Source organism: Geobacillus sp. FJAT-46040 (assembly GCF_002335725.1).
Classification (GTDB): Bacteria; Bacillota; Bacilli; order Bacillales; family Anoxybacillaceae; genus Geobacillus; species Geobacillus thermoleovorans.
In genome coordinates this window covers 1,955,587-1,974,526 of record NZ_NISS01000001.1, presented here as the reverse complement: position 1 = coordinate 1,974,526, position 18,940 = coordinate 1,955,587, and the positions used below count along the sequence as shown (strand labels likewise).

Below are 18,940 nucleotides of genomic sequence, written 5' to 3'. Positions count from 1 at the left end.
TCGTTCTCCTTTTCTTAGTTCGCGGCCGATGCTGGTGATTCCTTTTTTTCGTTTCTGTCAATTGTGTCCTTGTTTTTGCTTGAACGGATTGCGCCATTCCATTAACACGGCATGGTTGAGCGATTCTTCGTCTTCTAAATAATTACGGACAATCGCAAGCGGCGTTCGCCCGCAACGGAGCAAAAACGTAATGACCGGATCGTTCAGCTCGCCAGCAACCACTTTGTCGATGTAGGTTTCGGGTGATAATTCATTAGCGTAACGATGGTAGCCAGGCATCCGCCCGCCGCCGAGCAGCCGGTCGAGGCCGAGATGGACGACGACTTCATACATCGACTGCATGAGCCACTTGCCGAGGCCGAGCTTCCGGTATGGCGGCGAGACGCAAATGTCGACGACATAAAGCGTGTTGCCATCCGGGCGGTGGTTGCGGATGTAGCCGCCGTCGGTGATCTCTTCCCATGTATGATCGGTATGGGCTGGATCAAAGTCAACGATCAAGCCAGTCATCGATCCGACGATGCGCCCACCGACTTCGACGCAAAGCGCTCCTTCGGGAAACAAAGTGACATGGTTATGAAGCTGTTGTTCGTTCCACCATAACTCCGATGGAAACGGGGGCGGAAAACTTTCTTGCTGCACGCGGATGAGATCAGCAAAGTCGTCTTTCGTATAGTTGCGGATGACCGCTTCGCGCGGGGTGTTGCCGTCAAAGACGTATAAACGTTTATCGTACATGCCGATCCCCCCTTGCTTTTTTACCCTCATCATAACGGAAAACTCGAAAAAATGGCAAGAAAAGAAAACGGCCGCTGTTAGCGGCCGCGGGCTTTTTGCTCGACATACTCGCTCACAAGCGCTTCAATTTGCTGTTCATCGGGCTTTTCGCCGCAAAATGCAAACTCAATTTCCTCAATCAATTCACCGTCGCGATAAACGTGCAGCGCCCCTTTTTGCAGCAAGACGCTGTATTCGATCTCAAATCGATATCCTTCGTGTTCGATGGCGCCCAATTGTCATTCACCTTCCTCTCGTTTATTGTCTCATGTGCGTCGATTCGTTATGTATGAATTAAGAAGGTCCTCCTATAGACGGGGCCGATCGTCCTTTGTATGATGAAAATTAGTGCGACAAAAAAGAGGAAACAGAGGGGAGAAATAGAGAGTGTTCCGGACATTGCGCAGCAAATTGATCGTCTTGATGGCCTTATTATTGATCATCTCGTTGGCGGCGACGCAGCTCATCGTTGTTTGGCAAACGCAACGGCTTGTTGACGCTGATGTGAAACATCGAGCGCAGACGGCGCTTGATGGACTGCTCGGCGATATTCGCGACAGCTTTCAGAGCAAGGAAAACAGCTTAGTGCAGTTTAGTGAATCGCCGTCCGCCTTGCAGATGGTGAGCGATGAAAAAGCGTGGCCGCAGATGGAAAAGCAGTTTCGTACGTTTTTGCGCCTGCATGAGAATGTGCAATTCATCTATATTGGCACCGAGCAGAAGAAAATGTACATCACGCCGATGACAGAGCTCCCAGACGGATACGATCCGACGAGCCGCCCGTGGTATAAAGCGGCGATGAAGCGGCCGGATGAAGTGGTGTGGACCGAACCGTACGTCGATGCGATTACCGGCAAGCACGTTGTGACGTTGGCCAAAGCGGTGAGCGAAAACGGCCGCATTGTTGCGGTCATCGGCATCGATATGACGCTCGATGCGGTGACAAGAATCGTCAATGCGAGCGACGTCGGCTATCACGGATACCCCGTGCTGTTTGACGCGAAGGGGACGGCGGTCGTCCACCCACAATACAAGGGGAAAAACATGGCGAAAAACGCGACGGTCCGCTATATGCTCGAGCATGAAAAAGGAATGCACGAATATGAGCAAGACGGCGAACGGCGGGTGATTTACTTCACTACGATTCCAGAGCTCGGCTGGAAAGTCGGCGCTGTCTATAAAGAAGCAGACTTAGCCTCCATGAGCCGTTCCATTGGGAAGAACATGCTTGTCATTACCGTCATTGCGCTCGTTGTAGCGCTTGTTGCCGTCTATTTCTTGGCGCGTTCGATCACAAGGCCGATTGCTGCGTTGCAAGAGCAAGTCGAAAAGGCGGCGGGCGGCGACTTGACGGTGCACGCGCGCATCACTGCCAAAGATGAGATTGGCCGCCTCGCCCGCCACTTCAATGACATGATCGACCATATGCGGATGCTGATCAGCGAGGTGAACCGCTCGGTCAATGAATTGGCCGTTTCGGCCGACCATTTGAGCGCTGTCTCCGAAGAAACGATGGCCACAAGCGAACAAGTGGCAAAAGCGATCGGCGAAATCGCCAAAGGAACGACCGATCAAGCAGGAAGCCTTGATACGATCAATGAGCGGACGACGGCGCTGTCGCAGCAAATCGAAGCGGTCACGAATGCGACGGCTGGCATGGAGTCGCTGTCCGATGAAACGAAAACCGCGAGCTACGACGGCTTGGAGCATTTAAACATTTTGCAGAAAAAATCGGAGGAAGCGAAAAATGAACTCGAGTCTGTAGAAAATGTCATTAGCGACCTTGTGAAAAAGATGGATGAAATTGACGGTGTCATTCAAACGATCACGGCCATTTCCGGACAGACGAATTTGCTGGCGTTAAACGCCAGCATCGAGGCGGCGCGGGCTGGCGAGCATGGGAAAGGGTTTGCCGTTGTCGCCGATGAGGTGCGCAAGCTGGCCGAACAATCCGCGAAAGCGACGGAGATGATCCGCGCGACGATCGCCGCCATCCAGCAGCAAGCCGGGCTGGTGATGGAGGCGGTCCGCCGCTCCAAGCAGGCGTACGACGAACAGCGGGAAGCGGTGCACACGACCGGCGATTCATTTGTCAAAATCACTGGCATGATGGAGCAAGTGGCAACAGCGCTCGCTGGGATTATGGAGGAAGCAAAGCGGATGAACGCGAGCAAAGACGATGTCGTCGGGGCGATGCAAAACATCGCCGCCATCGCCCAACAAGCAGCGGCAGCGGCGGAAGAAGTGGCTGCTTCGGCTGATGATCAGTTGCAGGCGCTTTCGACGGTGACCGAATCGGCGGAGGCGTTAAGCGAAATGAGCCGGCAGTTGAAACAACTGGTTGAGAAGTTTAAGATTTCATAAAAAATGGAAGGCGTCCTAGCGGCAACGGGGCGCCTTTTTTATCATCTCCAGCCGAGAAGGCTCCCATTTCCGCGTGCGTAAGTGGGGGATGAAGCATCAAGGATGTTCCCTAACGCCGCCCAAAAAAAGAAGGATTTCGCTTGCTGTCTTCGTAAGACAACGGAACCGTGGGACACACGAGGATGGCTTGGCTGGCAAGCCTGTCGTGGAGCGGTTGTTCCAAAGAATCTCCCACCGCTAAACGTTTGCGCAGGCAAGAGGCGTTCAATCATTTTCGAATAGGAGACTTTCACTTTCGCTTTGTACAGGGTGCAGTCCAAAATAAGCGGGAGATGAATGTCGGTCGGCGTTTACTTAAAATCATGAATGTCCCGCCGCCGTGCAGTCACGATCTTTTTTCTATTCATACAATGATAATAAGTGAAATTTTTTTCAGCTTCTTCGTCGATTTTAGTGGGCGATAGTGCTAAAATAAACAGTGAAAACGTTTATACTGTTATTTTGCTGTACGTTTGGGGATACTGGCAGCTAAATGAGGACTTTCATGCATAGCTGTTGCCCAGCCCGAACGATGCGAAAACAAGGTGGAGGTTTTTTCACGATGGCAAAACAGACGAACTACGCTCAACCGTGGAGCCAGTTTTACGGGCCGAACCTCGGTTATGTCATCGAAATGTACGAACAGTATCTCGATGACCCTAACAGCATCGACCCGGAACTGAAACAATTGTTCGAACAGTGGGGGGCGCCGGTCTTGGAAGAACCGGTTTCTCCTGCGGATGACGAAACAGCCAAAACGCATCAAACGTTCCGGCTGCCGGAGACGCCGACGATTTTCAGCAAGCTTGTCGCTGCCGTCAAGCTGGCGGACAGCATTCGCCATTATGGCCATCTGGCTGCTGATACGAATCCGCTTGTCAAAAAGGAGAAAAAGCTGCGCCGCTTGGAGCTTGACGAATACGACTTAACCGAAGAGGACTTAAAGCGCATTCCGGTCGCGTTTCTTTGCCCGCACGCTCCGGCGCATGTCAAAAACGGCTGGGATGCCATCTTGCATTTGCGCAAAATTTACACGGACAAAATCGCGTTCGAATTCTCGCAAGTACATAATCTTGAAGAGAGGAACTGGCTCATCCAGCAAATTGAGTCCGGAGCGTACTATCCGAGCCTGGCCAACAAAGAGCGGGTCGCCTTGTTGCGCCGCTTGACGGAAGTGGAAGGGTTTGAAAAATTCATCCATCGGACGTACGTCGGGCAAAAGCGGTTTTCGATTGAGGGGCTTGACGCCATGGTACCGCTTTTGGATGAGCTTGTCAGGCAGGCGATCGAACATGAAATCGATGCTGTCAACATCGGCATGGCGCACCGCGGCCGGCTGAATGTGCTTGCCCATGTGCTCGGCAAGCCGTACGAAATGATTTTTGCCGAGTTTCAGCATGCGGAAAGCAAAAATTTCATTCCGTCTGAAGGGTCAGTGGCGATCACGTACGGGTGGACGGGCGATGTCAAATACCACTTAGGGGCGGCGCGCCGCCTTCGCAATAAAAGCGCGCATACGATGCGGATTACGCTCGCTAACAACCCGAGCCACCTTGAAGTGGTCAACCCGGTTGTGCTTGGCTACACGCGCGCCGCGCAAGAGGATCGGACGAAACCGGGCGTGCCGGAACAAAAGACAGATGCTTCTTTTGCCATTTTAATTCATGGCGACGCCGCTTTCCCGGGGCAAGGCATTGTCGCCGAGACGTTCAACTTAAGCCAGCTGCGCGGTTATACGACCGGCGGGACGATCCATATCATCGCCAACAACATGATTGGCTTTACGACGGAAAGCTACGATTCACGCTCGACGACGTATGCTTCCGATATGGCGAAAGGGTTTGAGGTGCCGATTGTGCACGTCAATGCCGACGACCCGGAGGCTTGTTTGGCGGCCGCATGCTTGGCGTTTGCCTACCGCCAGCGGTTTAAAAAAGACTTTGTCATTGACCTAATCGGTTACCGCCGTTTCGGTCATAATGAAATGGATGAACCGATGGCGACGAATCCGACGATGTACGCGATCATCAACCAACATCCGACCGTGCGCAAGCTGTATGCGCAAAAATTGATGGAAAAAGGGATCATCACCGAGCGGGAAGTCGACGAAATGGAGCAAGAGGTGGCGGAACGGCTGAAAATCGCCTACGAGCGGGTGCCGAAAAACGAAGACGAGCTTGATTTCATCATGGATCCGCCCAAACCGGTCGTCGATCGGCTGCCGGAAGTGAAAACGGGCGTGGCGAAAGACGTGCTCCATCGGGTGAACGAAGAATTGCTGCAGTTTCCGGATGGATTCAACGTCTTTAACAAGCTTGAGCGCATTTTAAAACGGCGAAGCGGCGTGTTTGCGCAAAACGGCAAAGTCGATTGGGCGCACGCGGAAATTTTAGCGTTTGCCACGATTTTGCAAGACGGCGTGCCGATCCGCTTGACCGGGCAAGATTCGCAGCGCGGCACGTTTGCGCAGCGCCATTTGGTGCTCCATGACGTGAAAACCGGAGAAGAGTATGTGCCGCTTCACCACATCAGCGGCGCCAAAGCGTCGTTTGTCGTGTACAACAGCCCGCTGACGGAAGCCGCCGTGCTCGGCTATGAATACGGCTACAACGTTTACGCGCCGGAGACGCTCGTGCTTTGGGAAGCGCAATTTGGCGACTTCGCCAACATGGCGCAAGTGATGTTTGATCAATTCATTTCATCCGGCCGGGCGAAATGGGGGCAAAAATCCGGGCTTGTCATGCTCTTGCCGCACGGCTACGAAGGGCAAGGCCCTGAACATTCAAGCGGCCGCGTCGAGCGCTTTTTGCAGCTGGCGGCGGAAAACAACTGGACGGTTGCCAACTTATCGACGGCCGCGCAATATTTCCATATTTTGCGGCGGCAGGCGGCGCTGTTGACAAGAGAAGAAGTGCGTCCGCTCATCATTATGACGCCAAAAAGCTTGCTCCGCCATCCGCTGGCGGCGTCGGATGCGGAAGCGTTCGTTGACGGCGCGTTCTCGCCGGTGCTCGAACAGCCGGGATTGGGCGCTGACGCTGGCAAAGTGGAACGCATCGTGTTTGGCACCGGAAAATTGATGATCGATTTGGCGGAACAAATCGGCAAAATGGAAGGTCTTGACTGGCTGCATATCGTGCGCATTGAAGAGCTGTATCCGTTCCCGGAAGAAGCGGTGAAAGACATCATCGCCCGCTATCCGAACGTTAAAGAACTCGTCTGGGTGCAAGAAGAACCGAAAAACATGGGGGCATGGACGTATATGGAGCCGCACCTGCGTGCCGTTGCCCCAGACGGTGTCGATGTCAGCTATATCGGGCGGCGCCGGCGGGCCAGCCCGGCGGAAGGCGATCCGGTCGTCCACCGAAAAGAGCAGGAGCGCATCATCCGCTGTGCATTGACGAAGCATGAATGATGACTACGGAACATTTGAGGAGGGCATCAACGTGGCTGAGATCAAAGTCCCAGAGTTAGCAGAATCCATCACGGAGGGAACGATCGCCCAATGGCTGAAAAAACCGGGCGACTACGTGGAAAAAGGAGAATCGATTTGCGAGCTTGAAACGGATAAAGTGAACGTGGAAATTATGGCGGAAGAGTCGGGTGTTTTGCAGCAGCTGCTGGCCAATGAAGGCGATACGGTTGCGGTTGGCCAAGCGATCGCCATTATCGGAGAAGGAGCGGCGTCGGCACCGCCTGCACCAGAGAAGGCGCCGCAGCTGGCCGAGGAACCAAAACCGGCTGTGCCGGTCGACCGTGCTGAGCAGCCAGCGCCGCAGCCAGTCGCGGCCGCCCAAGCTCCGGGCCAACGACCGATCGCCTCGCCGGCCGCTCGAAAGATGGCGCGCGAAAAAGGAATTGATTTGACGCAAGTGCCGACCGTTGATCCGCTTGGGCGCGTGCGCAAACAAGACGTCGCCTCGTTTGCCGCACAACCGGCCGCCGCCCCGCAGCCGGCTCCGCAAGCCGCGCCGACGTCGACGCCGGCCGCCGTTCCAGCCGCTGAGGCCGGCAAGCCGGTCATCCGCGAAAAAATGTCGCGCCGTCGGCAAACGATCGCCAAACGGCTGCTTGAAGTGACACAAACGACCGCGATGTTGACGACGTTCAACGAAATTGACATGTCGGCGGTCATCGATCTGCGCAAGCGGAAAAAAGATAAATTTTTCGAAGAGCATGACGTCCGCCTCGGCTTTATGTCATTTTTCGTCAAAGCGGCTGTCGCCGCGCTGAAAAAATATCCGTACGTCAATGCGGAAATTCAAGGCGACGAAATTTTGTTGAAAAAATATTATGATATCGGCGTCGCCGTGTCGACGGACGAAGGGCTTGTCGTTCCGGTTGTGCGCGACTGCGACCGGAAAAACTTCGCTGAAATTGAGCGCGACATTGCCGAATTGGCGGCGAAAGCGCGCAACAATAAGTTGTCGCTTGCCGATTTGCAAGGCGGTACGTTTACGATCACGAACGGCGGCGTGTTCGGTTCACTGTTGTCGACCCCGCTTCTCAACGGGCCGCAAGTCGGCATTTTAGGGATGCATTCGATCAAACTGCGTCCGGTCGCCGTCGATGAAGAGCGGATCGAAAACCGTCCCATGATGTACGTCGCCTTGTCATACGACCACCGCATCATCGATGGCAAAGAGGCCGTAGGGTTCTTAAAAACGGTGAAAGATTTGATCGAAAATCCGGAAGATTTGCTGCTTGAAAGCTGATTAGGAAGGAAAAGGGGAGCCTGCGATGCGCAGGCTCTTTCTTTTTCCCCGCCTTTCCCTGATCGGTGAATGATTTTCCATGTCTTACGGAACACTACCGGAAAAAAGGGGGGAATTTGATGCCAGAGCGTGGACGAAACGATCACCCGCACATGTTTTACCGCGACGGCGCGCGTGAAAGCGTCATCAACGATCCGACCGCCGACGGCGCCGAGGCGATTGGGGTGCGGACTGATGCTGATCCGATGAAGGCTGCCAATCCGAATCCGTTTCACGTTGATCGCCTTGACGTCGAGGAAGAGATGAAACGGTTTCAGTCGCTTTTCGAAGAGAGGTGATCCGCCCAGCGGATCACTTTTTTCGCTGATCGAAAGAAGGAAAATGACGAATGAGCGCGAATATGGTTACGTAACACCCATTCTTTTGTTGGAGGGATGACGATGGAACTTGGATTGGCGGGAAAAACGGCGCTTGTCGCTGCCTCGAGCCAAGGGCTTGGCAAGGCGATCGCCCGGGCGCTTGTGCTTGAAGGAGCAAACGTGATGATCACGAGCCGAAACGAAGAAAAGTTGCACGAAGTGGCGGAAGAATTGAACAGTTTACATAAGGGACGCGTCGCTTATACGCGCACAGATGTCACCAACGCCGACGACATTCGCCAGCTTGTCGCCAAAACGGTCGAGACGTTTGGGACGATCGATTTGCTCGTCAACAACGCCGGCGGCCCTCCGGCGGGAACGTTTGAAACGGTGAGCGACGAAGACTGGCAATATGCGTTTGAGCTCAATTTGTTGAGCTATATTCGCCTCATTCGCGAAGCGCTCCCTTACTTAAAGAAAAAGGGAGGAAAAATTGTCAACATCGCCTCATCATCGATTAAAGAGCCGATTCCGGGACTTATTTTATCCAACACGTTCCGCACTGGCATCGTTGGGCTGACGAAAACGCTTGCTGTTGAGCTGGCTTCGGATGGCATTTTAATCAATACGGTGGCTCCTGGTCGGATCGCGACGGAGCGCGTCGCCTTTTTGGACAAAGTGAATGCCGAGAAACTCGGCATTACGAAAGAAGAAATGGAAGCGCGCATGAAAAGCGCCATTCCGCTCGGCCGCTACGGAACCCCTGAAGAGTTTGCCAATGTCGTCGTCTTCTTGCTGTCCGAAGCGAATTCGTACGTTACTGGTCAAGCGCTCATTGTCGATGGCGGCATGGTGAAGGCGATTTAAGGCAAGCCGACAGGAGGGAAGACCGGATGAAAACGATCGGATTCATCGGCCTTGGCGTCATGGGGAAAAGCATGGCGCGCCACTTGCTGAAGGCGGGCTATCCACTTCTAGCTTATACACGCACAAAAGAAAAGGCGGAAGACTTGCTTCAAGAAGGAGCGGTTTGGAAGGAAACGGTTGCTGATTTGGCGCGGGAGGCGGATGTCGTCATGACGATGGTTGGCGATCCGCGCGATGTCGAGCAAGTGTATTTCGGCGAGGGCGGCATTTTGGAGAATGCGCGGCCGGGAACATATGTCATCGATATGACGACGTCAACGCCGACGCTCGCGCAATCGATTTACGAGGCGGCCAAGCAAAAGGGCATCCATGCTTTGGACGCCCCGGTGTCCGGCGGCGACATCGGCGCGCGCGAAGGAACGTTGACGATTATGGTCGGCGGTGATGAGGACGTCTTTTTGGCGTGCAAGCCGATTCTCGAGCGGCTTGGCACGAACATCGTGCGGCAAGGAGGAGCTGGAGCCGGCCAGCATACGAAAATGTGCAACCAAATTGCCATCGCGACGAACATGATTGGGGTGTGCGAGGCAATGGCGTATGCGAAGCGGGCTGGTCTTGATCCATTCAAAGTGCTTGAAAGCATCGCCAAAGGGGCAGCCGGCAGCTGGTCGCTGAGCAACTTGGCGCCGCGCATGTTGTCAGGAGATTTTGCTCCTGGGTTTTACGTCAAGCATTTCATTAAAGATATGAAAATTGCGCTTGAGGAAGCCGAGCGGATGAACTTGCCGCTGCCAGGCCTGGCGCTCGCCAAGCAACTGTACGAAGAGTTGGCGCAAGCCGGTGAGGAAAACAGCGGCACGCAAGCGCTATACAAGCGGTATGTTAAGGCGTAATCGGGGCGGTTGTTCGCCCTTTTTTATCTTTCTCTGTCTTCTCAGCGAAGCAGGGGAGATGGGAAGCGCAAATTCGGATGTATTTATCAAAAAATATTGAATATTTCCTCTTGTAGAGGTATAGTAAAAGTAGAAACAACATACCAACCGGTTAGTATAAAAGGGAGGGGAGCATATGGACTTTTCTTATTCACCAAAAGTGAAAGAGTTGATCAAAAAATTAAGCGCTTTCATGGAGGATTACATTTATCCGAACGAGAGGGTGTATGAGGAGCAGCTGAACGCACAAGAGTCGAGATGGTCGGGCGTGCCGCCGATCATCGAAGAATTGAAGGAAAAGGCGAAAAAAGAAGGGCTTTGGAATTTATTTTTGCCAGACAGCGAATACGGCGCGGGATTAACGAATGTGGAGTACGCGCCGCTTTGCGAAATAATGGGCCGCTCGCTCATCGCCCCGGAAGTGTTCAACTGCAATGCGCCCGATACGGGCAATATGGAAGTGCTCGTCCGCTATGGCACAGAGGAGCAAAAGAAAAAGTGGCTCATCCCGCTCTTGAACGGAGAAATCCGCTCGTGCTTTTCGATGACGGAGCCGGATGTCGCGTCGAGCGATGCGACGAACATTCGCGCTTCGATCGTTCGCGACGGCGATGAGTATGTCATCACCGGACGGAAATGGTGGTCGTCTGGCGCCGGCGACCCGCGCTGCAAAGTCGCCATCGTGATGGGAAAAACGAACCCCGATGCGCCAAAACATGAGCAACAGTCGATGATCATCGTTCCGCTTGATACGCCGGGCGTGAAAATCGAACGGATGCTGCCGGTGTTCGGCTTTGACCATGCGCCGCACGGGCATGCCGAAATTACGTATGACCATGTGCGCGTGCCGAAAGAAAACATCATTTGGGGCGAAGGAAAAGGGTTCGCCATCGCTCAAGGCCGGCTTGGCCCGGGACGGATCCACCATTGCATGCGCCTCATCGGAGCGGCGGAGCGAGCGCTTGAACTCATGTGCCGGCGCGTACAGTCGCGGGTGGCGTTCGGCAAGCCGCTCGCTGAACACGGCGTCATCCGCGAGTGGATCGCCCAGTCGCGCATTGAGATCGAGCAGTCGCGCTTGCTGACGCTAAAGGCGGCGTACATGATGGATACGGTCGGCAACAAAGCGGCGCGCAAAGAAATTGCGATGATTAAAGTGGTGGCGCCCAATGTCGCTTTGAAGGTCATCGACCGTGCCATTCAGGCGTTTGGCGCCGCTGGGGTGAGCAACGATTTTCCGCTTGCCGCCATGTGGGCGAACTCGCGCACGCTCCGTCTGGCCGATGGGCCGGACGAAGTGCATAAAGAGCAAGTTGCCAAGCTTGAATTGCGGCAATATCAACAATAAGGGAGAGGAAGTGGTCGTATGCATGTGTTGGACTTATTTAAAATCGAGGGGAAAACCGCCATTGTCACTGGCGGTGGGCGCGGGCTCGGCGAGCAAATTGCCGTCGGTCTTGCCGAAGCCGGGGCGAACGTCGTCGTTTGTTCGCGGAAAGTGGAAGCGTGCGAGCAAGTGAAAGAAAAGCTTGAACAGCTCGGCGTCCGTTCGCTGGCGCTGCGGTGCGATGTGACGAATCCGGAGGAGGTCAAACATGTCGTCGAAACGACCGTCAAAGAGTTTGGCGGCATCGACATTTTAGTCAACAACAGCGGAGCGACGTGGGGAGCGCTGGTCGAGGAAATGCCGCTTGAGGCATGGCAAAAGGTGATCAACGTCAACGTTACCGGCACGTTTCTCATGAGCCAGGCGGTCGGCAAGGTGATGATCGCCAAACAAACAGGCGGTTCCATCATCAATATCGCTTCCGTCGCTGGCCTTGGCGGCACGCACCCGGACATTTTAAATACGATCGGCTACAACACGAGCAAAGGGGCGGTTATTACGTTTACGAGGGATCTAGCAGCCAAATGGGGGAAGCACGGCATTCGCGTCAACGCGGTGGCTCCGGGCTTTTTCCCGACGAAAATGTCAAAAGTCGTTCTTGAACGCGTTGGGAAAAAAGTGCTCGAGCATACGCCGCTCGGCCGCTTTGGCGGCGAAGATGACTTGAAAGGGGCCGTCTTGTTTCTCGCTTCCCCGGCGTCCGCCTTTGTCACGGGCGCGCTCCTCGTCGTTGACGGCGGCAGCCATGCGACCGGCATTTAATTAAAAAAGGGGGAAACGCAAATGAGCGAAAAACGGGCGTTGTCTCTTTATCCGGAACACATTTCGTTCTATATGGATATTCCCGACAAAACGGTATGCGATGTACTGCATGAACGGGCGGCGGAATTCGGCTCCCAGCCGGCGCTGACGTTTTATGACCAAACGATCACCTATGCCGAGCTCGCTGCAGCAGTCAACCGTTTCACCTCGAGGCTGCAGGCGCTTGGAGTGCAAAAAGGCGACCGCGTCGCGATTATGCTGCCGAACTGCCCGCAGTATGTCATCGCTTACTACGGCATTTTGCAGGCGGGCGCGATCGTCACACAAGTGAACCCGATGCTTGTTGAGCGCGAGCTGGCGTATGTGCTGAACGATTCCGGAGCTGAGACGATCATCATTTACGAGCCGCTTTATCCGCGCCTTGTTGCGGTAAGAGGGGAGACGGCAGTCAAGCGGGCGGTCACCGTCAGCTTCGGAGCGCCGCCATCCGTTTCGCTGGCTGAAGGAGATGTCACGTTTGACGAATTTCTTGCTGCAGGAAGCGGAGCTGTGCGCCCGGTGCCGATCGAGCCGGCGCATGACGTCGCTGTGTTGCAATATACTGGCGGGACGACAGGGCGCTCAAAAGGGGCGATGCTCACCCACCGCAACATTTTCGCCAACGTCTTGCAATGCGCCGAATTTTTCAAAGGGACATTTGAGTTCGGGAAAGAGCGATATTTAACTGTCATCCCGTTGTTCCACGTGTTCGCGATGACGTCGGGAATGAACTTGGCCATTTACCAAGGAGCGGAAAACATTTTGCTGCCGCGCTTTGAGCTGAAAGAAGTGTTGGAGACGATTCGCGACAAGCAACCGACCGTGTTTCCAGGCGTGCCGACGATGTATGTCGCTATTACAAATACTCCTGGAGTCGAGCAATACGGCATCAGTAGCATTAAAACGTGCAACAGCGGCAGCGCGCCGATGCCGCTTGAATTGATGCGCGATTTCGAAGCGAAAACGGGAGCGGTTATCCTTGAAGGATACGGCTTGTCCGAAGCCTCGCCAGTGACGCATTGCAATCCGCCGTTTGCGGCGCGCAAGCCAGGCACGGTCGGCATCGGCATGCCGCTGACCGAGTACAAAGTCGTCGATGTGGCGACTGGCACGCAAGAGCTGCCGCCAGGCGAAGTCGGCGAGCTGATTATCCGTGGACCGCAAGTGATGAAAGGCTATTGGAACATGCCGGAAGAAACGGCGGCGGCGCTGCGCGACGGATGGCTGTACACTGGCGATTTGGCTTCGATTGACGAGGAAGGGTATGTGACGATTGTCGACCGGAAAAAAGATCTGATCATCGCCGGCGGCTATAACATTTATCCGCGTGAAATCGAAGAAGTGCTGTACGAACATCCAGCGGTGAAAGAGGCGGCGGCAGTTGGTGTGCCTGATCCGTACCGCGGCGAAACGGTGAAGGCGATTATCGTCCTGAAAGAGGGGATGCAAGCAAGCGAGGAAGAGATCATCGCCCATTGCCGAAAAAACTTAGCGGCGTACAAAGTGCCGCGCATTGTCGAGTTCCGTGCCGAACTGCCGAAGACGAACGTCGGGAAAATTTTGCGCCGCGCCTTGCGTGAAGAGGCGTCCCGCCCGCAATAACAGAGGGCTTTCGGCCAAGTCCGAAGCAGGCTTGGCCGTTTTATGGTACAATAGCTGGCAGCGACTACATTTTAGGCAAGAGGTGTAAAAACATGAAGGAGAAAATTATGGCTGCCAGCATTGAGCTGTTTGAACAAAATGGGTTCAGCGAAACATCGATCCAAGACATCGTTGACGCCCTCGGGGTGACAAAAGGGACGTTTTATTACTATTTTACAAGCAAAGAAGAACTGTTGATGGATATTCATCTTCGCTACATTGAAGGGCTGCTTGACGAAGAGGAGCGCATTATAAGCGATAAACGGCGCCCGTTGCGGGAGAAGCTGTATGACATTATCCTCATGCTCATTCATAATGTCGAGCGGCAAGGAAGGGAAGCTCGCATTTTTTTTCGTGAAATGAAGCATTTGAGTGAGGAGCATTTACAAAAAGTAAAAGAAAAGCGCGATTTGTTCCGCTATCGGCTGCAGTCGTTGATTGAGGAAGGAATGAAAAGCGGTGAACTGCGCTGCGATTTGTCACCATCGATCGCCACGCTTACCGTTCTTGGGGCGGCCAATTGGAGCTACCAATGGTTTCGTCCGGACGGAGAGCTGACCGATGCCGAGGTGGCGAAGCAGATGGTGGAGATCCTGCTTGATGGCATGAGCGCGCCGTCTGTCTCGAAAGCCGAGTGAAAAGAGAGACAAACAAGTTTGATCCGAGGTGTGTCGATGGATGCTGTTCGTGCGGCGGCATGGCGCGCTTGAATTGTTGACCAAGGGGGGAAAGGGAGATGACAGCGATTATTCCAGTGCGCAAGGGGGAAGAACTGCCGGCAGGGAAGCTGGCCAAGTTTTTGCGCACGGTGCTGCCGGACATGCCGGATGGGGAGCTCGAGATCCAGCAATTTTCCGCCGGCCGGTCGAATTTGACGTATTTGCTCCGCTGTGGGGAGTGGGAGGCGGTGCTGCGCCGGCCGCCGTTTGGCCCGGTGCCGCCGAAAGCGCATGATATGAAGCGGGAGAGCACGTGGCTTTCTGAAATCCATCCGCTGTTCCCGCTCGCCCCGAAACCATTCTATTTTTGTGAAGACGAATCGGTGATCGGCAGTCCGTTTTTCGTCATGGAGCGGCGGCATGGCGTCGTGATTGACAGTGATTTTCCCGATGGCATCATTCCGACGGAGGAGGTTTGCCGCGGCATTTCCGAGACGATGGTCGAGACGCTTGTCCGTATCCATCAAATTGATTATACGAACACACGCCTCGTTCAGATGGTAAAGCCGGATGGGTTTATGGAACGGCAAGTGCACGGATGGATCCAGCGCTATGAGCGGGCCAAGACGGATGATATTCCGGAAGCCGAGGCGCTGATGAAGTGGCTCGCTTCTCATATTCCACCGCAGCGCGAAGCAACCGTAATCCATTACGATTTTAAGCTGAATAACGCTTTGTTTGCCAAAGACGACACCACCAAAATGGTTGGGCTGTTTGATTGGGAGATGTCGACGGTCGGGGATCCGCTTGCCGATTTGGCGGTGGCCATGAGTTATTGGATTGAGGAGGATGATCCGCCGCTTGTCAAACACGGGTTTGGCCGTGCGCCGGTCACCGTTCGGCCTGGTTTTTACACGCGCGAACAATTTATCGCCGCCTATGCCGAAAAAAGCGGTCGGGACGTTTCGAATATGCACGTGTATTTGACGTTTGCCTACTTTAAATTGGCCGTGATCTGCCAGCAAATTTATTACCGCTACCGCCGCGGACAGACGAACGATGAGCGGTTTCGCCATTTTGGCCAGTTTGTCGAAGCGCTCATTGAGCATGCATGGCAGCTGGCGACAGGACGGTGAGGCGGCGTGATGACAAAAGTGCATGTCGTGCTGCGCAAAGAAGACATTGATGAGATGGCGCTTGCTGATCGAAAGGTGGCTGTCGTGTTCGATGTTTTGCTTGCCACCTCGTCGGTTACAGCAGTTCTCGCTGCCGGCGCTCGTTCGGTGATCCCGGTGCGCGATGCCGAGGAGGCCAAGGAGATCGCGCTTCGCTTGCCAGAGGGCAGCTATGAGCTCGTCGGCGAATACGAAGGGCGGACGATCGCCGGTTTTCATCCGCCGGCGCCGCTGTTTTTGCAAACGGTTTGTCCAGGGAAAACAGTCGTGCTATCGACGACCAATGGCACGGTGGCGATTCGCAGAGCTCAGCCAGCCCGTGCGGTGTACGCGGCGAGCTTGCTGAACAGCCCGGCGGTCAGCGAGCATATTTGCCGTTTACATCAAGAAGAGACGATCATTGTGATTTGTTCCGGCTCGTCGGGCCGTTTTTGCCTAGAAGACTTTTATGGCGCCGGCTACTTTGTGCACTGCTTGATCGAGCAAGGGATCAACGCGGCGGAGCTGTCCGACAGCGCGACGGCCGCATGGTTCTTTTACCGGCAATATTCAGATGAAGGAAAGGCGAAAGAAGTGTTGTCTGCCTCGCGCGTCGGCCGTTGGATGACGGCGTACGGCTTGGAAAAAGAAATCGACTACATCAACCGGCACGGGTCGCTTTCTGCCGTTCCAAAACTTGAGCTGGGGCCGTTCGGCCTGGAACTGCGCAATATGGCGTCGACAAAAGTAACGAAAGAGGGGATATCGCCATGAAATTTGTCCAATTCGTTGAATACGGTGGACCGGATGTCTTGCGTGTTTGCGAAGGCGAACGTCCGAAACCCACGGGGCGGCAAGTCGTGATTGAAGCTGAAGCGATCGGCGTCAACTATGCGGATACAGCCCGACGGGAAGGCCGCTATGTTGTGCCGACGCCGCTTCCGTTCATCCCTGGGACGGAAGTGGCCGGCGTTGTCCGTGAAGTTGGTCCGGAGGTGCAAACGGTCCTCCCGGGGCAACGCGTCGTCGCGTTGATCGAATCCGGCGGCTACGCTGAGTTTGTCGCCGTCGATGAACGGGCGGTCGTGCCGCTTCCGGATGGAATGGATGCCCGGCAGGCGGCGGCCTTGCCGGTGCAAGGGCTAAGCGCCTACCATATTCTCAAAACGATGGGCCGCTTGGAAGAAGGGGAGACGGTGCTCGTTCATGCCGCAGCCGGCGGCGTTGGGACGATTGCCGTCCAATTGGCGAAACGGTTCGGCGCCAAAATGGTCATCGCCACGGCAAGCACGGAGGAAAAACGAGCGCTCGCCAAACAGCTTGGCGCTGATGTCACCATTGATTATACAAAAGACAGCTGGGCTGCGGACGTGATGGAGGCGACCGGTGGGCGCGGCGTCGATGTCGCTTTGGAAATGGCGGGCGGCGATGTCTTTCATCAGACGCTCGATTGCCTTGCTCCGTTCGGCCGCCTGGTCGTATATGGGGCGGCGAGCGGGGAAATGACGCGTCTCAATCCAGTCCGGCTGATGGCGAAAAACTGGTCAGTGATCGGCTTTTTCTTGCCGCAAATCATGAAAAAGCGGGCGTTGTACGAACAAAGTTTGCGGGAATTGCTCGCGTGGGTGCAGGAAGGAAGCCTGAAGCTGATGATCGGCGGCGTCTACCCGCTTGAGCAGGCTTCTGAAGTGCATCGGCTGCTGCAGGGGCGGAAAACGCATGGCAAGCTATTGCTTGTGCCATAAGTAAAGAAGAGGGGGCTGACCCAAAAGGCTGTCTGCCTTCAGGGTAGACACAAAATATAGTGCGGAAGAATCGATTGCGGAAATGAGAGTGAAAACAAGGAAAATTCGTAGACACAAAATATAGTGCGGAAGAATCGGTCGGTGCGTATATATAGAGACGAAAGAGGGTGTCCCGATCCTTTTGGGACACCCTTTTCTTGTATATTCCCCTAAAGCCAATGGTGAACAAAAGTCGAAAGAAAAGCAGCCTTTTTCTTATGGGGGCATGGCGGCCTAAACCGATACGATTTTTGAAAACCGTTACGGTCTGCGGCGCTTCGTTTGGATATACCGCTCGAGCCGGTCGAGCCCTTCTTTGAGCACATCGAGCGAATAAGCGTACGACAGGCGGACATGGCCTTCACCGTATTCGGAAAAGGCGCTGCCGGGAACGAGGGCGACGCCGGCGTTTTCGACGACATCGAGGGCAAAATCAAACGAAGACATGCCAAAGGCGGCGATTGACGGAAACAAGTAAAAGGCTCCATCCGGCTTCTCAACCGGCAACCCCATGGCGGTGAGACGATGATAGGCATACTCAAGCCGTTCGGCGTAAGCGGCGCGCATCGCCTCGGCGTCGTGTTTGCCGGCGGTCAGCGCCTCCACCGCCGCTTTTTGGCTGATCGATGACGTGCACGAGACGCTGTATTGGTGCACTTTCACCATTTGTTCAACGGCGAACGCTGGAGCGAAGACAAACCCGATGCGCCAACCGGTCATGGAGTGCGATTTGCTTAAACCGTTGATGACGATCGTCTGCTCCGGCAGCCACTCGGCGATCGAGTGATGGCGGCCGCGATAGACGAGCTCGCTGTAAATTTCATCGGAAACGATCCAAATCGGCCGTCCTTTCAAAAGGGAAGCGATGTTCTCAAGCTCTTCGGCTGACAGCGCCGTCCCGGTTGGATTTGATGGGTATGGAAGAACGAGGCAGCGCGTCTTTTCCGTCAAATAAGGCGCAATGAGCTCAGCCGACAGACGGAAACCGTTTGGCCTTGTGTCGATGTACACCGGTTTCGCCCCGCACAGGCGAATGAGTGGTTCATAGCCGGGATAGACTGGTGCGGGAAGAAGCACTTCTGTCCCTTCTTCTAAAATGGTGCGAAACGTAATATCAAGCGCCTGGCTGGCGCCGACGGTGGCGATGACTTCATCCGGCGTGTAGCGAAGGCCGTACTTGTCAGCGACGAATTGGCAAGCCGCCTGGCGCAGTTCCAGCAGGCCGGCGTTCGCTGTATACGTCGTGAAATCGGCGGCGATCGCCTCCTGAGCGGCTGCTTTGACATGATCGGGCGTTGGGAAATCAGGCTGGCCGATCGTCAAGGAAACAAGTCCCGGTCGGTCGGCGACAAGGTTGAAAAATTGGCGGATGCCTGATAACTGAATGGCTTGAACACGTGGTTGAATGAGGTGTTTCACGGTTGTCCACCTTTCTTTTTTGTTTCTATTGTACCATTGGCG

The 18,940-nt window shown here is 54.7% G+C and carries 15 protein-coding genes and 1 pseudogene; 13 read left to right on the top strand and 3 right to left on the bottom strand.

Translation table 11 applies throughout. The features are described 5' to 3' along the window. Window positions 1–57 precede the first annotated feature (57 nt). Together CD000_RS10380 and CD000_RS10375 are read right to left on the bottom strand one after the other, a co-directional pair. Complete coding sequence (locus CD000_RS10380) at window positions 58–738, bottom strand: GNAT family N-acetyltransferase (protein ID WP_096225602.1); 681 nt, start codon at window positions 736–738, stop codon at window positions 58–60. Between the two features lie 77 nt (window positions 739–815). Further along, entirely contained in the window at window positions 816–1,013 is a 198-nt protein-coding gene (locus CD000_RS10375; RefSeq protein WP_096225601.1) for a YbxH family protein, read from the bottom strand. Between the two features lie 151 nt (window positions 1,014–1,164). On the opposite strand from CD000_RS10375, the gene CD000_RS10370 reads away from it, so the two are divergent. The 13 genes and pseudogenes from CD000_RS10370 (at window position 1,165) to CD000_RS10305 (ending at window position 17,440) form a co-directional block, all read left to right on the top strand. Continuing rightward, a complete protein-coding gene (locus CD000_RS10370) occupies window positions 1,165–3,141 on the top strand; it encodes a methyl-accepting chemotaxis protein (protein WP_096225600.1) in 1,977 nt (658 codons plus the stop codon). A 601-nt stretch (window positions 3,142–3,742) separates the two neighbouring features. Further along, on the top strand, window positions 3,743–6,595 hold the full coding sequence (locus CD000_RS10360; protein WP_096225599.1) for a 2-oxoglutarate dehydrogenase E1 component: 2,853 nt from the start codon (window positions 3,743–3,745) through the stop codon (window positions 6,593–6,595). Between the two features lie 31 nt (window positions 6,596–6,626). Continuing rightward, window positions 6,627–7,895, top strand: a complete 1,269-nt coding sequence (gene odhB / locus CD000_RS10355; protein WP_096226275.1) for a 2-oxoglutarate dehydrogenase complex dihydrolipoyllysine-residue succinyltransferase — start codon at window positions 6,627–6,629, stop codon at window positions 7,893–7,895. Window positions 7,896–8,014: 119 nt separating this feature from the next. Further along, window positions 8,015–8,233, top strand: a complete 219-nt coding sequence (locus CD000_RS10350; protein WP_033008438.1) for a hypothetical protein — start codon at window positions 8,015–8,017, stop codon at window positions 8,231–8,233. A 102-nt stretch (window positions 8,234–8,335) separates the two neighbouring features. Next, a complete protein-coding gene (locus tag CD000_RS10345) occupies window positions 8,336–9,121 on the top strand; it encodes an SDR family oxidoreductase (RefSeq protein WP_033025003.1) in 786 nt (261 codons plus the stop codon). A 20-nt stretch (window positions 9,122–9,141) separates the two neighbouring features. Further along, window positions 9,142–10,014: pseudogene (locus tag CD000_RS10340) on the top strand (NAD(P)-dependent oxidoreductase); the annotation flags it as partial. A gap of 175 nt (window positions 10,015–10,189) precedes the next feature. Beyond that, window positions 10,190–11,401: an acyl-CoA dehydrogenase gene (locus tag CD000_RS10335; protein ID WP_033025004.1), complete on the top strand. Its 1,212-nt coding sequence runs from the start codon at window positions 10,190–10,192 to the stop codon at window positions 11,399–11,401. 18 nt (window positions 11,402–11,419) lie between these two features. Further along, entirely contained in the window at window positions 11,420–12,202 is a 783-nt protein-coding gene (locus tag CD000_RS10330; RefSeq protein ID WP_096225598.1) for an SDR family oxidoreductase, read from the top strand. A 21-nt stretch (window positions 12,203–12,223) separates the two neighbouring features. Further along, complete coding sequence (locus CD000_RS10325; RefSeq protein ID WP_096225597.1) at window positions 12,224–13,843, top strand: long-chain-fatty-acid--CoA ligase; 1,620 nt, start codon at window positions 12,224–12,226, stop codon at window positions 13,841–13,843. A gap of 92 nt (window positions 13,844–13,935) precedes the next feature. Continuing rightward, window positions 13,936–14,520: a TetR/AcrR family transcriptional regulator gene (locus CD000_RS10320; protein ID WP_096225596.1), complete on the top strand. Its 585-nt coding sequence runs from the start codon at window positions 13,936–13,938 to the stop codon at window positions 14,518–14,520. 98 nt (window positions 14,521–14,618) lie between these two features. Beyond that, window positions 14,619–15,677 carry a phosphotransferase family protein gene (locus tag CD000_RS10315; RefSeq protein WP_096225595.1) on the top strand — a complete coding sequence of 353 codons (1,059 nt, stop codon included), beginning with the start codon at window positions 14,619–14,621 and terminating at the stop codon, window positions 15,675–15,677. Between the two features lie 9 nt (window positions 15,678–15,686). Next, the gene (locus CD000_RS10310; protein ID WP_096225594.1) at window positions 15,687–16,469 is read left to right on the top strand and encodes a 2-phosphosulfolactate phosphatase; all 783 of its coding nucleotides are present in this window, start codon (window positions 15,687–15,689) and stop codon (window positions 16,467–16,469) included. After that, window positions 16,466–17,440: a quinone oxidoreductase family protein gene (locus tag CD000_RS10305; protein ID WP_014195329.1), complete on the top strand. Its 975-nt coding sequence runs from the start codon at window positions 16,466–16,468 to the stop codon at window positions 17,438–17,440. The genes CD000_RS10310 and CD000_RS10305 overlap by 4 nt, the downstream gene beginning before the upstream one ends. 300 nt (window positions 17,441–17,740) lie before the next feature. Here the strand turns inward: CD000_RS10305 and CD000_RS10300 are convergent, their stop codons facing one another. After that, complete coding sequence (locus tag CD000_RS10300; RefSeq protein WP_031212926.1) at window positions 17,741–18,898, bottom strand: aminotransferase A; 1,158 nt, start codon at window positions 18,896–18,898, stop codon at window positions 17,741–17,743. Between the last annotated feature and the right edge of the window lie 42 nt (window positions 18,899–18,940).

Bases quoted from the DNA above. Each gene is read 5' to 3' on its own strand.
- CD000_RS10380 (WP_096225602.1), bottom strand. From the start codon at position 738: ATGTACGATAAACGTTTATACGTCTTTGACGGCAACACCCCGCGCGAA.
- CD000_RS10360 (WP_096225599.1), top strand. From the start codon at position 3,743: ATGGCAAAACAGACGAACTACGCTCAACCGTGGAGCCAGTTTTACGGG.
- CD000_RS10350 (WP_033008438.1), top strand. From the start codon at position 8,015: ATGCCAGAGCGTGGACGAAACGATCACCCGCACATGTTTTACCGCGAC.
- CD000_RS10345 (WP_033025003.1), top strand. From the start codon at position 8,336: ATGGAACTTGGATTGGCGGGAAAAACGGCGCTTGTCGCTGCCTCGAGC.
- CD000_RS10335 (WP_033025004.1), top strand. From the start codon at position 10,190: ATGGACTTTTCTTATTCACCAAAAGTGAAAGAGTTGATCAAAAAATTA.
- CD000_RS10330 (WP_096225598.1), top strand. From the start codon at position 11,420: ATGCATGTGTTGGACTTATTTAAAATCGAGGGGAAAACCGCCATTGTC.
- CD000_RS10325 (WP_096225597.1), top strand. From the start codon at position 12,224: ATGAGCGAAAAACGGGCGTTGTCTCTTTATCCGGAACACATTTCGTTC.
- CD000_RS10320 (WP_096225596.1), top strand. From the start codon at position 13,936: ATGAAGGAGAAAATTATGGCTGCCAGCATTGAGCTGTTTGAACAAAAT.
- CD000_RS10315 (WP_096225595.1), top strand. From the start codon at position 14,619: ATGACAGCGATTATTCCAGTGCGCAAGGGGGAAGAACTGCCGGCAGGG.
- CD000_RS10310 (WP_096225594.1), top strand. From the start codon at position 15,687: ATGACAAAAGTGCATGTCGTGCTGCGCAAAGAAGACATTGATGAGATG.
- CD000_RS10305 (WP_014195329.1), top strand. From the start codon at position 16,466: ATGAAATTTGTCCAATTCGTTGAATACGGTGGACCGGATGTCTTGCGT.